The 13,295-nt window shown below is 45.0% G+C and carries 13 protein-coding genes and 1 tRNA gene; 10 read left to right on the top strand and 4 right to left on the bottom strand.

Going from position 1 to position 13,295, the window contains the following annotated elements; translation table 11 throughout:
• Position 1: 1 nt before the first annotated feature.
• From NDA03_RS02485 to NDA03_RS02475, 3 genes are read right to left on the bottom strand one after another with little or no spacing between them, the layout of a single operon-like run.
• Positions 2 to 1,750 (bottom strand): AAA family ATPase, encoded by a 1,749-nt coding sequence (locus NDA03_RS02485; RefSeq protein WP_348237189.1) that lies wholly within the window; start codon positions 1,748 to 1,750, stop codon positions 2 to 4.
• Entirely contained in the window at positions 1,734 to 1,943 is a 210-nt protein-coding gene (locus NDA03_RS02480; protein ID WP_190528641.1) for a type II toxin-antitoxin system HicB family antitoxin, read from the bottom strand. The genes NDA03_RS02485 and NDA03_RS02480 overlap by 17 nt, the downstream gene beginning before the upstream one ends.
• Positions 1,943 to 2,155 (bottom strand): type II toxin-antitoxin system HicA family toxin, encoded by a 213-nt coding sequence (locus NDA03_RS02475; RefSeq protein ID WP_348237188.1) that lies wholly within the window; start codon positions 2,153 to 2,155, stop codon positions 1,943 to 1,945. Before NDA03_RS02475 ends, NDA03_RS02480 begins: the two co-directional genes overlap by 1 nt.
• Positions 2,156 to 2,196: 41 nt before the next feature.
• Here NDA03_RS02475 and NDA03_RS02470 point away from each other — a divergent pair, with 41 nt between their 5' ends.
• Together NDA03_RS02470 and NDA03_RS02465 are read left to right on the top strand one after the other, a co-directional pair.
• Positions 2,197 to 2,367 carry a hypothetical protein gene (locus NDA03_RS02470; protein ID WP_190528637.1) on the top strand — a complete coding sequence of 57 codons (171 nt, stop codon included), beginning with the start codon at positions 2,197 to 2,199 and terminating at the stop codon, positions 2,365 to 2,367.
• A gap of 98 nt (positions 2,368 to 2,465) precedes the next feature.
• Positions 2,466 to 4,181, top strand: a complete 1,716-nt coding sequence (locus tag NDA03_RS02465) for an NAD(P)H-quinone oxidoreductase subunit 4 (protein WP_348237187.1) — start codon at positions 2,466 to 2,468, stop codon at positions 4,179 to 4,181.
• A 212-nt stretch (positions 4,182 to 4,393) separates the two neighbouring features.
• Here NDA03_RS02465 and NDA03_RS02460 read toward each other — a convergent pair.
• Positions 4,394 to 4,467 (bottom strand) — tRNA-Val (locus NDA03_RS02460).
• Between the two features lie 159 nt (positions 4,468 to 4,626).
• Here NDA03_RS02460 and NDA03_RS02455 point away from each other — a divergent pair.
• From NDA03_RS02455 to NDA03_RS02420, 8 genes are all read left to right on the top strand, one after another.
• Positions 4,627 to 5,130, top strand: coding sequence for a DNA recombination-mediator protein A (locus NDA03_RS02455; protein ID WP_190415828.1), 504 nt, complete (start codon positions 4,627 to 4,629; stop codon positions 5,128 to 5,130).
• 51 nt (positions 5,131 to 5,181) lie between these two features.
• Positions 5,182 to 5,592, top strand: a complete 411-nt coding sequence (locus tag NDA03_RS02450; RefSeq protein ID WP_348232821.1) for an MAPEG family protein — start codon at positions 5,182 to 5,184, stop codon at positions 5,590 to 5,592.
• Between the two features lie 43 nt (positions 5,593 to 5,635).
• Positions 5,636 to 6,127 (top strand): YajQ family cyclic di-GMP-binding protein, encoded by a 492-nt coding sequence (locus NDA03_RS02445; protein WP_190415832.1) that lies wholly within the window; start codon positions 5,636 to 5,638, stop codon positions 6,125 to 6,127.
• Between the two features lie 173 nt (positions 6,128 to 6,300).
• On the top strand, positions 6,301 to 6,780 hold the full coding sequence (locus tag NDA03_RS02440; protein ID WP_190430639.1) for a paraslipin: 480 nt from the start codon (positions 6,301 to 6,303) through the stop codon (positions 6,778 to 6,780).
• A 96-nt stretch (positions 6,781 to 6,876) separates the two neighbouring features.
• On the top strand, positions 6,877 to 7,365 hold the full coding sequence (locus NDA03_RS02435) for a DUF202 domain-containing protein (protein WP_348237186.1): 489 nt from the start codon (positions 6,877 to 6,879) through the stop codon (positions 7,363 to 7,365).
• 579 nt (positions 7,366 to 7,944) lie between these two features.
• On the top strand, positions 7,945 to 8,304 hold the full coding sequence (locus NDA03_RS02430; RefSeq protein ID WP_190415835.1) for a response regulator: 360 nt from the start codon (positions 7,945 to 7,947) through the stop codon (positions 8,302 to 8,304).
• A gap of 68 nt (positions 8,305 to 8,372) precedes the next feature.
• Entirely contained in the window at positions 8,373 to 8,831 is a 459-nt protein-coding gene (locus tag NDA03_RS02425) for a chemotaxis protein CheW (protein WP_348237185.1), read from the top strand.
• Positions 8,832 to 8,855: 24 nt separating this feature from the next.
• Entirely contained in the window at positions 8,856 to 13,172 is a 4,317-nt protein-coding gene (locus NDA03_RS02420) for a PAS domain S-box protein (RefSeq protein ID WP_348237184.1), read from the top strand.
• The last annotated feature ends 123 nt before the right edge of the window (positions 13,173 to 13,295 follow it).

Below are 13,295 nucleotides of genomic sequence, written 5' to 3'. Positions count from 1 at the left end.
ATTATGCCCAATAGTTAATATTCTGTCGTTGTTGGTCAGTCAGTTGTTTGTCTAAACTATCAATAATGTTCGCTGGATCATGTTTTTGATAGTATTCGAGCTGTTCTAACCACTCTCTAAATACAAGTTCTGTATCTTTGTTTCTAAAGAAGTAAACTCTAGGGATTACTTTAGTAAATAAGAAGTGAGCAAGACACTCATCGCTTGAAAGCCCCAGGATATGTGCAGCAGCGCTAAAAACTTTATAATCTCCTTTAGCTCTGTATCCTAGAGGTCTACCAAGTTTACCTTCACAAAAATATTTTTCATTCCATTCTTGAATAGTAGTCCACTCTGGTAGCCTATCAAAACTATCTATATTATCCTCAATGGGTTTTATGATGTCTAATATTCGCTTTTTCAAAGATTTAACCGAAATTAATCTTTGTTCGGTTTCCTGTAAATTGGAGATAGTCCCTACCTTTAGGTTAGCTGGAGGATAGGTAATTACAAATGAACGATCAATAAGTTTAGGACTCAAGTCATAGGTTGTTTCATCAGAATTTAAAGTGCCTAAGAATACCAGGTTGTTTGGAATCTTAAAAGTTGAGGCAGGATAATCTTCAAACAGTGTGTCTAATCTTTCAAGCCGTTGAATTTCCTTAAAATCCAATTTCTCCTCATGATTTCTATCTTGTAATTGTTTTCTTTCCTTTCCTAGAGCTTTCCAAATATCTCCAGAATATAAGAATAGCCCTTCCTCATCTGTATTTTCTTTACTTCGAGAGTATTCTAAAGTAGATAGTAAATCAGCACCATAGTTTTCTATTTTAGCTAGATTAAGCTCATCTAAACAAACTAGATGGAGTCTGTCTGGCTTTTTCTTAGCTTCATTAAGTGCGGTCAAAAAAGTAGCAGGACGAAAAATGTCGTTGATTGGATCGAAAAAGCCCAGTAAGTCCGAAGGATCGAGCCAAGCTGGACGAACAGGAATAATTTTAGATGTACCTCCAAGTAATCTAGCTGAATGCTTGACGATGCTAGTTTTACCGACACCTACGCTACCATTCAGGAGAATGAAACGACCTGAATATAATGCAGTTATTAATGCCAGTAAATAACTTTTTGCAATTTTTTCATTAACATACATTCCATTAAGGTTTAATATTTCTGCCCATTCTGTCCCTAAATTCTCAGGGATGGTAATTTCCTCATTTATTGCACTGCTTCTATTTTCAGATTGAGGTGGAATTTGAATTCCGTAAGGTTCTAAATAATTTAACTTAAAAGTGACTTCTTTCTCTCTTTCAGCAAGACTCTCTCGCTCTTGCTTCAGCTTTGTCAGTTCTTTTGCCAGCTCGTCACGCAGCTCATCTGCTATGTTTTTTCGGATTTCTTCAGCTAATCCATCTGCCTCTTTTTGGCTTACTTTTTTTACCTCTACCGCTTTTGGATCGCCAGGTTGCCCGTCTTTATCTGTTGCTCGTTCACCAGGTTTATGCCAACTAAATGTTACATAATCCTTATAAGGTATAAGTTCCCTATCTTCTACATCATGGGCAAAAGCAACAAACTCTTCAACTTTTGTTCCGTCTGTCAATGGAAGATTAGTAAATAAGGGCTTTATCTTGTAGTGTCCTATACCAAATTTTTTAATGATTTTTCCAGGAAGTCTCTCAGTTAGAAGTTGAAAAATTAACGGATTAGTCTTGAAAGGTTCATCTTGGCTAACTGTCATACGATTATCTGTTCCCTCAGCAAGCTTCGACATATTCACATAGAGTAGTTGGTTCGGGAATGGGTAAACCCTCTTCTCGCAAACCATCCAAATGAAACGCGATCGCTTCTTTTATCTGCTGTTCCATCTCTTCAAGAGTTGCGCCTGTTGCCACACATCCCGGTAAATCTGGAACATAAGCTGAATAGTTGCTCTCTAGCTTTTCAATCACAATTGCATAGCGCATTACTCTTGTTCTCCTGTTTCCTTCTCTTCCTTGAGTTGAGCTTGCGTCATTATGCTATTTAACGTGCCAGGTGCTAGCTCGTCAGACGGTTTCCCTGCAATTGTGACTAAACCGGACTTAGTTGGATGCTTGAACTGACGATGGCTACCCCTAGTTCTTGCCAGATACCAACCATCTTCTTCTATTAGCTTAATCACTTCCCGAACTTTCATGCTGAGCCTCTAGCACCATTGCACCCTTTCATCCTGCCAAAATGCGATCGCGCCAATCCAATACAGTTGACAAAATCAGTAATTTGTGGTGTTGGAATGGGACGAAAGCGATCGCATCTTCCGAGTTAGGCTCCACGAGAAGAGAATGCGATCGCCTTGAATCTGCTGCCGCCGTCTACCATACGCTTAAGGTTCTTAACCTCTACCTATAGATCCGTCTATAGTGATCTACAAGAAAAATTTATAACCAAGTGTTTACAAAGTTTAATAAAATAATTACATACAGAAATAAGTATTTTTTCCTACTGCCATGATAGCGGATCAATTTCCTTGGCTTAGCGCGATTGTCCTGTTCCCACTCGTTGCTGCACTGCTGATCCCTTTTCTGCCGGATAAAGACGGCACGCGAGTGCGCTGGTATGCACTCGGCGTGGGGATCGCAGACTTTATATTGATGTGCTACGTCTTTTGGAAGCATTACGATCCAAGCAGCGCGACTTTTCAGCTTGTAGAGAAATATGCCTGGGTGCCTCATTTAGGCTTGAACTGGGCAGTTTCCATCGATGGAGTTTCAGCCCCGCTGGTGCTTCTGGCAGGATTAGTGACAACACTCTCCATGTTTGCGGCGTGGCAAGTCAATCTCAAACCCCACCTCTTCTATTTCCTGATGCTGGTGCTGTATTCCGCACAGGTTGGGGTATTCGTCGCCCAAGACGTGCTGCTGCTGTTCATTATGTGGGAAGTCGAACTAATTCCCGTCTACCTACTCGTCTCGATTTGGGGTGGTCAGAAGCGTCAGTACGCCGCGATGAAGTTCTTGCTCTATACCGCCGCCGCTTCCATCTTTATTCTGGTCGCTGGTCTGGCAATGGCATTCTACGGTGACAATCTAACCTTTGATATGGTCGAACTCGGCTTAAAAGATTACCCGCTGGCTTTAGAACTGCTGCTTTATGCAGGATTGCTTGTTGCCTTTGGTGTCAAATTAGCTGTTTTCCCCCTGCACACCTGGCTACCGGATGCACACGGCGAGGCATCCTCTCCCGTATCAATGGTACTCGCAGGCGTATTGCTAAAGATGGGCGGATACGGGTTGATTCGCCTCAATTTAGGACTTCTGCCTGATGCACACGTTTACTTTGCACCTGTTTTAGCGATTCTGGGCGTTGTCAATATTATCTACGGAGCCTTTAACTCCTTTGCCCAGACGAATATGAAGCGTCGCCTCGCCTATTCGTCGGTTTCTCACATGGGATTTGTTCTGTTGGGGATTGCGTCCTTCACCGACTTGGGAATCAACGGCGCAATGCTGCAAATGATTTCTCACGGTTTAATTGCATCATTACTATTCTTTTTAGCCGGAGTAACTTACGATCGCACTCACACGATGTCGATGAAAGAAATGGGCGGGATTGCTCAGGCAATGCCCACTGTGTTTGCCCTGTTTACAATGGGTGTGATGGCATCAGTGGCTCTACCAGGAATGAGCGGCTTTGCTAGCGAACTATCGGTGTTTGTCGGTGTCACGACAAGCGATATCTACAGCTCAACTTTCCGCGCCGTGACCGTCTTTCTAGCCGCCGTGGGTGTTATCCTGACGCCGATTTATCTGCTATCGATGCTGCGACAGGTGTTTTACAATTCTGGTGAAGTACCGACCTGCGACATTGCACCGACCTGCGACATTACGGATGTAGATTTGCAGAATCAGGGAAATCAGGAGCCGGTTTGCTTTGGTACAAACTGTAGCTTACCTATCGATGCAGCATTTATCGATGCCAGACCTCGTGAAGTGTTTATTGCTGCTTGCTTTCTGGTGCTGATTATCGGTCTTGGCGTATACCCGAATATGGGTATGCAAATGTACGATGTCAAAACTGTTGCAGTGAATGCTCAGGTTCGCCAATCTTATACCCAAATTGCAGCCATGAATCCCCAGATTTATGCGGGAGGATTTTTAGTTCCGAAGGTTGCAGAGTCGGAAGTAAAGCCTGTTTTGGGAATCGTGGAGCGCTATCCAAGGTAAGCGCCGCATGAATAATCCTTTGGTAGCCGATTGTAGGGGCGTTTTGCTCCCACCGAGAGGGTTATCAGCTACCAAGGTGTTTTTTTGGCTGCGCTTGTCGGCTCAAATGCGATCGCCTTTACCTCTGTAGTTCGTTAAAAGTGACACTAATTTGTTATTAGTGTCAAATAATGTGGCAATCGACAGACCTATAGCGGCACCGAAAAAAATAATGGACACAACTGGATTCGAACCAGTGACCCCCACGATGTCAACGTGGTGCTCTAACCAACTGAGCTATGCGTCCGTCCGACGATTTATAAATGTAGCATAGCTTTTTATAAAAGTGCAAATAATTCTCGCTAACCAATGGAACTTAGAACTCGGCAACTAAGATGCAGAAACTCCATCGCTGTTGTCATCCGGGTCTGATAAAATAGCGAGGTTGTTCAGACAGAAATCGTCATTGAGCCAATCCATTGACATTCCTAAGCTTGATGCCTTAGCGCAAGAACTGGCGACTATCCAGCAAACAGGTTCCAAACGGATTGCCCTGCTGGGGTCGCGTCACGTTCCGATCACCCATCAAAATCTCATTGAGATGATGAGCTATGCCTTGGTTTTAACCGGGAATCGACTCATCACCTCTGGTGCTACCGGAACCAATTTTGCCGCCATCCGAGGGGCGATGCGAGCCGATTCTAGCCTGCTGACTGTAATTTTGCCCCAAAGCTTAGAGCGTCAGCCACGGGAATCGCGGGAGCAGTTGGAACAGGTAATGCATTTGGTAGAAAATCCCGAAAACGACAATTTATCGCTGGCTGAAGCCAGCGCTCTATGCAATCAAGAGATAGTTTCTCGGTGTCAGCAGCTAATCTGTTTTGCGTTTCACGACAGCCACACCCTGCTCAAAACTTGTCAGGATGCGGAAGAACAACGCAAAGTGGTGACTCTGTTCTACTTTGATTAAAAAGACGCGATGCATTAAGAGCGCTACCGCTGGCGTCTCTACAATAAAGCTATGATCCCAGTATCTGCTATTCTGCTCGACTGCATTGCCGCAGCCGCTGTTCTGATTTATATCCCCTTTTTGGTGGTGGGTTACGCCCGTGTGACTGTGGGGTATGACACGGCGGCTCCGCGAGCCATGTTTGATAAGCTGCCTCCCTACGGACAACGAGCTACTTGGGCGCACCAAAACTCGTTTGAAGCATTTATGATATTTGCGGCGGCAGCCCTGATGGCTTATGTGACAGGTGTAAATTCGCCCTTGGCAGCGATCGCAGCGATCGCCTTCGTTGTTGCCCGGTCATTATACTCCGTTTTTTATATTCTCAATGTCCCAATCGCGCGATCGCTAATGTTCGGCATCGGTACCCTGAGCAGCGGCACCTTATTTGCCCTCAGCCTACTTTCTGCTAATAGCATTTAGCGATTTTTCTAATATCAATTTAGCTAACCACTAACGATTCTTTATGGCTTCTACATACTCTTTTGATATTGTCAGCGATTTTGACCGGCAAGAATTGGTCAATGCCGTAGACCAAACTGAGCGGGAAATAAAAAGCCGCTTCGACCTCAAAGACACTAAAACTACCCTCGAATTAGGCGACGACGTTATTACAATTAGCACCGATAGCGAATTTACCTTGGATGCTGTTCATACCATCCTGCAAATTAAATCTGCCAAGCGCAACCTTAGCTTGAAAATCTTTGATTATGGCAAACCTGAATCAGCGGGTGGTAGTCGCATTCGGCAGGAAATCAAACTGCGTAAAGGACTCAGCCAGGAAATCGCTAAACAAATCACCAAACTAATTCGGGACGAAATTAAAAAAGTGCAACCCTCAATTCAAGGTGATGCCGTGCGAGTTTCTGCTAAATCCAAAGATGACTTGCAACTGGTAATTCAACGCTTGAAGCAGGAAGATTATCCGGTTGCTTTGCAATTTAATAACTATCGCTAAACGGTTTTTAAACGCAAAGAACGCGGAGGTTTTGCAAAAACACGCAAAATTTTGGTTATTCTCTGCATTTTTGGAGTGGTTAAAACTTAAGGTGAACAGTGCCCTTGAGTTAACATCATTCTGAAAATAAAAGCCCAATTGCTTTGTGAAAATATCCCAGCAAGACAATACAGATGAAGTTATTCCTTGCTGCTCTTGGTGCAGTCATCATTGGTTACGTGCTGGGATACTCTGTCAAAATTATCCGTCAAAGTAATGAAGCCTTAGTAGAGCGCTTGGGTCGATACCATCGAACGCTGAAACCAGGTATCCACTTTATCTTGCCTTGGCTCGATACGATTGTCTATCAGAATACAACCCGCGAACAGGTTTTGGAAATTGAGCGCCAGCCAGCGATCGCAAAAGATAATGTGTCCCTGGAAGTCGATGCAATTGTGTATTGGCGCATCCTAAATTTAGAACGCACTTATTACACTGTTGAAAATATTGAGATAGCGTTAAAAAACTTGGTTATCTCTATCCTGCGCTCTGAAGTTGGTCGAATTAAGCTAGAGCAAGCGGTTCATTCTAGAAGCGAAATCGCTCAAACTTTATTGCAGCAATTAAATGAGGCGGTTGCGAATTGGGGGATCAAGATTACCCGTGTCCAATAGGATATTGCTTTTTTTAGAAAAATACTGGAGCCTCTGAAATTGGGAAAGCTGCTGAAATTAAGACTAGAACCTGCTAATGTCTGAGCCAGAGGAGAAATGGATAAACAACCAAAAATCGACCGCCAGCGAGAGCATCAAGCCAATGAGCGGACATTTCTGGCTTGGTTGCGTACCTCAATTGCATTGATTGGATTTGGGTTTGCTTTAGCTCGCTTTGGTTTATTTCTACAGCAACTGCAAACCGCCGTCACAGCTCAGAATAGCACTTCTCACTCGTTCATCAGTTCCCAGAGCCTTGGCATCAGTCTGGTGGTTGCTGGCATTGTCCTAATTGCCTTTGCTGCATGGCGCTACAACCAGGTTTTTTGGCAAATTGAGCGTAGCGATTATCAGGCAAATCGTCTGTTTGTCTGGATAACGGCTGGAGTGGTGATGATTTTAGGTGTCCTCAGTATCCCTGTCCTCCTCTGGCGACAGCTACCCGTTCCTCATACTCCCTCTTCTAGCAAAAGTGGTAAAGTTTATCGCCAGCTTAAGCAGCCTGCTGCCTCTTTTGCACAAACTGTAAAGCATCAAAATTTTTAGAAAAAGTGCCTTTCTTTTTATTTGCATCAAAAAAGTGAATCAAAATTATTTGAAAATCGTAAAGTTTGTTTTTGAAAGTCTAAAAAACTTTACTTTGAATTAAGGAGTTTGAAAATCAGGGTTGGCGAAATCCTGCAATTTTATTTATGTGTTTTATAATTTTAAGGGTATCAAGCTGATAACTTAATTAATTTTTCAGCATTCAATAGATGTGATGGGATATTTAACTACGAGTTTGGATTATTTTTAAGTCGGTGATTCAAATCACATCTAGGCATACAAGAACCAGATGAGATGCGGGTTTTAAACTCTTGATTTAACGTGATTTGGTGCAGAAAAGCTTAGTTTGCATCGCTGCGAATTCTATTTGAACCGGCTCTGGTGCAAGATGTAGATTGAAGCAACAAATATTTAACAATACAGCTAAATTTCTTGGGACGGAAACGAACTTTGGCAAGGTTTATTTTTCAGTAAATGAGAACAATATTAAAAGATGTTTCGGTGAAAATACTGAGGCTTTTTGAGCGGGAATAGACTCAGATAGAATCGAGTTAACAATAAATACTTGTGAGGGTTGCGATGTCGAGAGTATTAGTCGTCGATGATGTGCCGACTGAACTAGAGATGATTTGCCGAATTTTACAAGAAGCGGGGATGGAAGTGGTGAGAGCGAGTGATGGAGAGGAAGCGATCGCTCGCATCCAGGAGAAGCCACCCGACCTCGTGATATTGGATGTGGTCATGCCACGAATGAACGGATTTGAAGTGGTGCGGGAGTTACGAGAGAACGAGGAAACCAAACACTTACCTGTCGTGTTTTGTACGCAAAAAAATACAGAGATTGATAAAGCTTGGGGAATCGAGCTGGGAGCCGATGCTTATGTAAGTAAGCCACTTGAGGCGAAACAGTTTATTAATCTGGTACGACGCCTTCTCTAAGAATTAAAAATTAAAAATTAAAAATTAATCAATAATTATAATTTTTAATTTTACATTTTTAATTGTTTATGCCTCGCCAATTCGTTCTCTTTGGTCAAGACAAGAGCCTGTTTGCAGTCGAACTAACGGCAGTCAGAGAAGTGCTGGTTTTGGGCGATCAAACCATTACCGCTGTTCCGAATACGCTTCCTTTTTTATTGGGTTTAACCAATCTGCGAGGGGAAATTCTGGCAGTAGCAGATTTTGGTCGGTTTATGGGTGCCGACCCTGTGGAAAGTCACGAAGCTCGGAGTCGGATTTTAGTCGTAGAAGCGCTCGACCCGCGCGATATCAATCTCCCATCGATGCGGATGGGATTAGCAGTTTCTCATGTCGAGGGTGTGCTATCTCTCGATCCCGATCAAATTGTCTCGGCAGCAGAGGTGAGTGAGGAACTGGCTCCTTTTTTGCGAGGCTTATATGACTGTCAGGGACGCTTACTCATGATTGTGGATGTAGAAGCGATCGCGCATTCGGATCGCTGGTAAATCATAGATTGCCGGAGTCATAAGATGGAAAGTTCATATCAGCCGATAGAGGTGCCTCAGTCTTCCGACCTCATCGGGACACTTCAATCCTTTTCTAAAAAAGCCACTATAGCAGTCATTGCAATCGGTTGTGCGGTACTACTAGGTTGGATGTTTAACATTCCCATCCTGAAAAGCATCTTGCCAGGTCTGGTGACGATGAAAGCAAACGCAGCGGTGTGTTTTATCCTCAGCGGTACATCGTTGTGGTTGTGGCACCGTTATCCCGCTGACGAGTCGAAGCGCCGCTTGGGACAATGGTTTGCCGGGATCGTTGCGCTCGTCGGGTTGCTCACACTGATGCAGTATGTGTTGGGGTGGGATTTTGGCATTGACCAACTTCTGTTTAAGGCGTCAGATACCTTTGGCACCTCCTCCCCAGGTCGGATGGCTCCCAATACCGCCTTAAATTTTTTGATGTTGGGGGTGGCTCTACTGCTGTTTCTCGGCCCCTATATTAATTATCAAGCCGCTCAAATTCTTAGCTTAGCGGCATTCTCAGTCGCCTTGCTGGGGGTACTGGGCTACCTTTATGGTGTGAAATCCCTCTATGGGATTAGCTCTTACACCCAAATGGCATTGCACGCAGCAGTGGGATTTGTGCTTCTGAGTACCGGCATCCTGTTTGCTCGTCCAGATCGAGGGGTGATGGCAGTTGTCACCAGCCAGAATGCGGGGGGGATGATGGCTCGGCAGATGTCACCGGCTGTACTTGGAATTCCGCCACTTTTAGGTTGGTTAATCTTAGCCGGGTATCGGGCGAAATCTTTGGAGACTGAACTCGCCATCTCGGTTTTGGGTATCTTGAATATTATTATTTTTGCCGTTCTGATTTGGTGGAATTCTCGAAACCTGAATGGCATTGATATCAAACGCCAGCGCGCAGAAACGGAACTTCGCACCCTGAATCAAGAACTCGAACAACGCATTGATGAGCGCACGGCAGAATTAACGGAAGCGAATCAAGAACGCGATCGCTTCTTTACTCTCTCTCTTGACCTGCTGTGTATTATCGGATTTGACGGCACTTTTAAGCGCCTCAATCCTTCATGGACAAGAATTTTGGGTTTCGCGGTCGAGGAACTTTTGGCTCAACCGTTTATTGAGTTTATCCATCCAGATGACCGAGACAAGAGCTTAGCCGAAGCCGAAAAACTGACTATTGGTTCGCAAGTACTGTATTTTGAAAATCGCTACAGGTGTAAAGATGGCTCCTACCGATGGTTAGCGTGGACTGCGAACGCGGCTGCTGAAAATCAAGTGATGTACTGCATTGCCCGTGACATCACCTCCAGCAAGCAGGCAGAAGCCGCACTCAGGGAAAGTCAAGAACGCCTAGAGGCAATCATCGACAATTACACCGCTGTCATCTATCTCAAAGACTTGGAAGGTCGTTACATTCTGGTTAATCGCCAGTATGAACGCCTCTTCCACACGACCAAAGAGCAGGTTATTGGCAAGACTGACTACGATTTCTTCTCGAAAGAAATCGCTGATGCTTATGGTGCCAACGATCGCCAGGTACTTGAAACCGGAACTTCTTTAGAAATGGAAGAGGTTGCACCTCAAGATGACGGACTCCACACCTACCTTTCCACGAAGTTTCTCTTAAGAAATTCGACAGGAACTACTTACGCCCTCTGTGGGATTTCCACCGACATCAGCGATCGCAAGCGGACAGAAGAAGCATTGCAGCAACAGGTGCAGATGCTGGATTTAGCCAATGACACCATAATGCTTCGGGATCTCGACGATCGCATCGCTTACTGGAATCAAGGCGCAGAAAGGCTCTACGGCTGGACAAAGGAAGAAACAGTAGGACAATACATCCACGCATTTTTAAAAACCATCTTTCCCCAACCCGTCGAGGAAATTAAAGCCGCGTGTCTGCGGGATGGACGTTGGGAAGGAGAACTCATCCACACCAAGCGCGATGGGACACAGATCGTTGTAGCGAGTCGCTGGACATTGCAACGGGAGGAATCCGGTCAGCCCAAAGCAATCCTAGAAATCAACAATGACATTACTGAGCGCAAAGCTGCTGAGGAAACCATCCGTCAGAACGAGGAAAGGTATCGCTCATTGATCGCCGCCACCTCGCAGATAGTCTGGGCGACAGACGCCCAAGGACAAGTGGTTGATATGCCAGCTTGGAGAGCGCTTACAGGTCAAAGCAAGGAACAAGTGAAAGGCTGGGGATGGATGGACGCCGTGCATCCAGAAGATCGCGATCGCACTGCCCAGATTTGGTCTAAAGCCCTTGAAACGAAAAGTCTCTATCAGGTTGAGTATCGTATCCGAGCCGCAGATGGCAGCTATGGATACTTCTGGGTTCGCGGGATTCCCGTCTTGGCAGAAGATGGTAGTATCCGCGAGTGGATTGGCGTCTGCACCGACATTAGCGATCGCAAACAAGCGGAAGCAGATTTACAGAGAACAGCAGCAGATTTGGCTCGTTCCTCGGCTGAACTTCGGCAGCAAACCAGTATCTTGCAATTAGTCCTCAACAGCATGGGTGAGGCAGTCATCGTCGCCGATGAAACCGGAAAGTTTTTACTGTTCAACCCCGCTGCGGAGAAAATGTTTGGATTGGGTTCAGGAGATGTCCCCCCCGATCGATGGTCAACGCAGTATGGCTTGTTTTTGCCCGATACCGTGACCGTTTACCCAACCGCAGATTTACCGATGACAAAGGCAATCCGAGGCGAAGCTGTTGACGACGTAGAGATGTTTACCCGTCATGCTGGTATACCAGAAGGTTTGTGGGCAAAAATTAACGGTAGACCGCTGAAAGACGACAACGGTGTCCTCAAAGGCGGGGCGATTGTTTGTCGCAACATCACCAGCGACAAGCAAGCCCAAGAACGTCTACAACAACTTGCCAAGGAGCAGGAACGCCTGCTGCAAGAACTGAAAAACCGGCAAAATGCCCTTGATGAATCGGCGATTGTCAGCGAAACCGACTTAAAAGGAACCATTACCTATGCTAACGAGCGGTTCTGCCAAATCTCTGGATACACCCAGGAAGAACTAATGGGGCAAAACCATCGCATCGTTAACTCTGGCTACCACCCGAAATCCTTTTTCCAAGACTTTTGGGCTACGGTTTATCGGGGCGGTGTGTGGAAAGGAGAAATCAAAAATAAGCGCAAAGATGGTTCTTTGTATTGGGTTGACACTACAGTGTCCCCAATCTTTGACACTAATGGCAATATCATCAAATATATCGGGATTCGCTTCGACATTACCCAGCAAAAAGAAGCGGCTGATAGACTTATCAAATTAGCAGAAGAGCGAAAAATCGAGGCAGATTCTCTAACTCAACAAGTCGTCAAGCTTTTGGGTGAAATTAAGGGTGCAGCCAAGGGAGATTTAACGGTTAAAGCTCAAGTCACCAATGACATCTTAGGAGCATTAGCAGACTCTTTCAACTACCTTGTCACCTCTTTACGGAAAGTAGTCATTAATATCCAAGATGCAGCGGCCCAAGCCAATCAAGCCACAACTGCATCGATTGGTAATACTAACGAACTAGCACAGCAAGCTCGCACCCAAGCCTTGCAAATTGAGTCCACCTTAAAACAAATTGAGCGGATGCTCAACTCGATTAAAGATGTTTCAGATGCTGCAAAACGAGCCGAACAAGTGGCACAGCAAGCCGCTACCACAGCGGAAATGGGAGGACAAGCTGTAGACCGCACAGTTGATGGAATTAACGAACTCCGCCAAACGATTGCCGAAACTTCAAAAATGATGAAACGTCTAGGCGAAGGGTCGCAACAAATTGGCAAAATTGTAACATCTATTTCTCAAATTGCTTCTCAAACAAACTTGCTGGCATTGAATGCCACAATTGAGGCAGCACGCGCCGGAGAACAAGGGCAAGGCTTCGCAGTCGTAGCGGAGGAAGTTCGTAAGCTCGCAGAACGGTCTGCCTCAGCAACCGAAGAAATATCGGAGATTGTGAAGACAATTCAAGATGAAATTAGTCGGGTGATGAGGGCAATGGAATCCGGTACTCAACAAGTTGTTGAAGGAACGCACATTGCCGCAGCTGCCAAGACGAATCTGATTGCGATTATTGAAGTCAGCCGCGAAATTAATGCTTTGGTACAAAACATTACTCGTGCTGCTCAAAAACAGACAATTTCGGCAGAAGAAATTGCAGGCAGCGTGAAGCAGGTGAACGCTATTTCTACCAACACTGCCCAAAAAGCTGAAGACGTAACGAATTCACTTGGTGGGTTAGCTGTTGTCGTGAATAAACTCCAAAGTTCAGTGACAAACTTCCGCTCGCAATAAGCAGTCAAGGATTCAGAACCTCACTCCAGCACCCCTTATCGCTTTTTGGCGAGGGGTGCCGGAGGGAAACAGAAAAATGCCAGACAAATCAAATGGAGTAATTAAAATTAATAACTTCTTTTT

It is taken from the genome of Trichocoleus sp. Lan, from assembly GCF_039961855.1.
GTDB lineage: Bacteria > Cyanobacteriota > Cyanobacteriia > Cyanobacteriales > FACHB-T130 > FACHB-T130.
Note: the sequence above shows the minus strand (reverse complement) of the source record. Positions and strands in the feature narration are given on the sequence as shown.

Bases quoted from the DNA above. Each gene is read 5' to 3' on its own strand.
- NDA03_RS02430 (WP_190415835.1), top strand. From the start codon at position 7,945: ATGTCGAGAGTATTAGTCGTCGATGATGTGCCGACTGAACTAGAGATG.
- NDA03_RS02480 (WP_190528641.1), bottom strand. From the start codon at position 1,943: ATGCGCTATGCAATTGTGATTGAAAAGCTAGAGAGCAACTATTCAGCT.
- NDA03_RS02425 (WP_348237185.1), top strand. From the start codon at position 8,373: ATGCCTCGCCAATTCGTTCTCTTTGGTCAAGACAAGAGCCTGTTTGCA.
- NDA03_RS02485 (WP_348237189.1), bottom strand. From the start codon at position 1,750: ATGTCGAAGCTTGCTGAGGGAACAGATAATCGTATGACAGTTAGCCAA.
- NDA03_RS02435 (WP_348237186.1), top strand. From the start codon at position 6,877: ATGGATAAACAACCAAAAATCGACCGCCAGCGAGAGCATCAAGCCAAT.
- NDA03_RS02475 (WP_348237188.1), bottom strand. From the start codon at position 2,155: ATGAAAGTTCGGGAAGTGATTAAGCTAATAGAAGAAGATGGTTGGTAT.
- NDA03_RS02420 (WP_348237184.1), top strand. From the start codon at position 8,856: ATGGAAAGTTCATATCAGCCGATAGAGGTGCCTCAGTCTTCCGACCTC.
- NDA03_RS02445 (WP_190415832.1), top strand. From the start codon at position 5,636: ATGGCTTCTACATACTCTTTTGATATTGTCAGCGATTTTGACCGGCAA.
- NDA03_RS02470 (WP_190528637.1), top strand. From the start codon at position 2,197: ATGCGATCGCGCCAATCCAATACAGTTGACAAAATCAGTAATTTGTGG.
- NDA03_RS02465 (WP_348237187.1), top strand. From the start codon at position 2,466: ATGATAGCGGATCAATTTCCTTGGCTTAGCGCGATTGTCCTGTTCCCA.
- NDA03_RS02440 (WP_190430639.1), top strand. From the start codon at position 6,301: ATGAAGTTATTCCTTGCTGCTCTTGGTGCAGTCATCATTGGTTACGTG.
- NDA03_RS02450 (WP_348232821.1), top strand. From the start codon at position 5,182: ATGATCCCAGTATCTGCTATTCTGCTCGACTGCATTGCCGCAGCCGCT.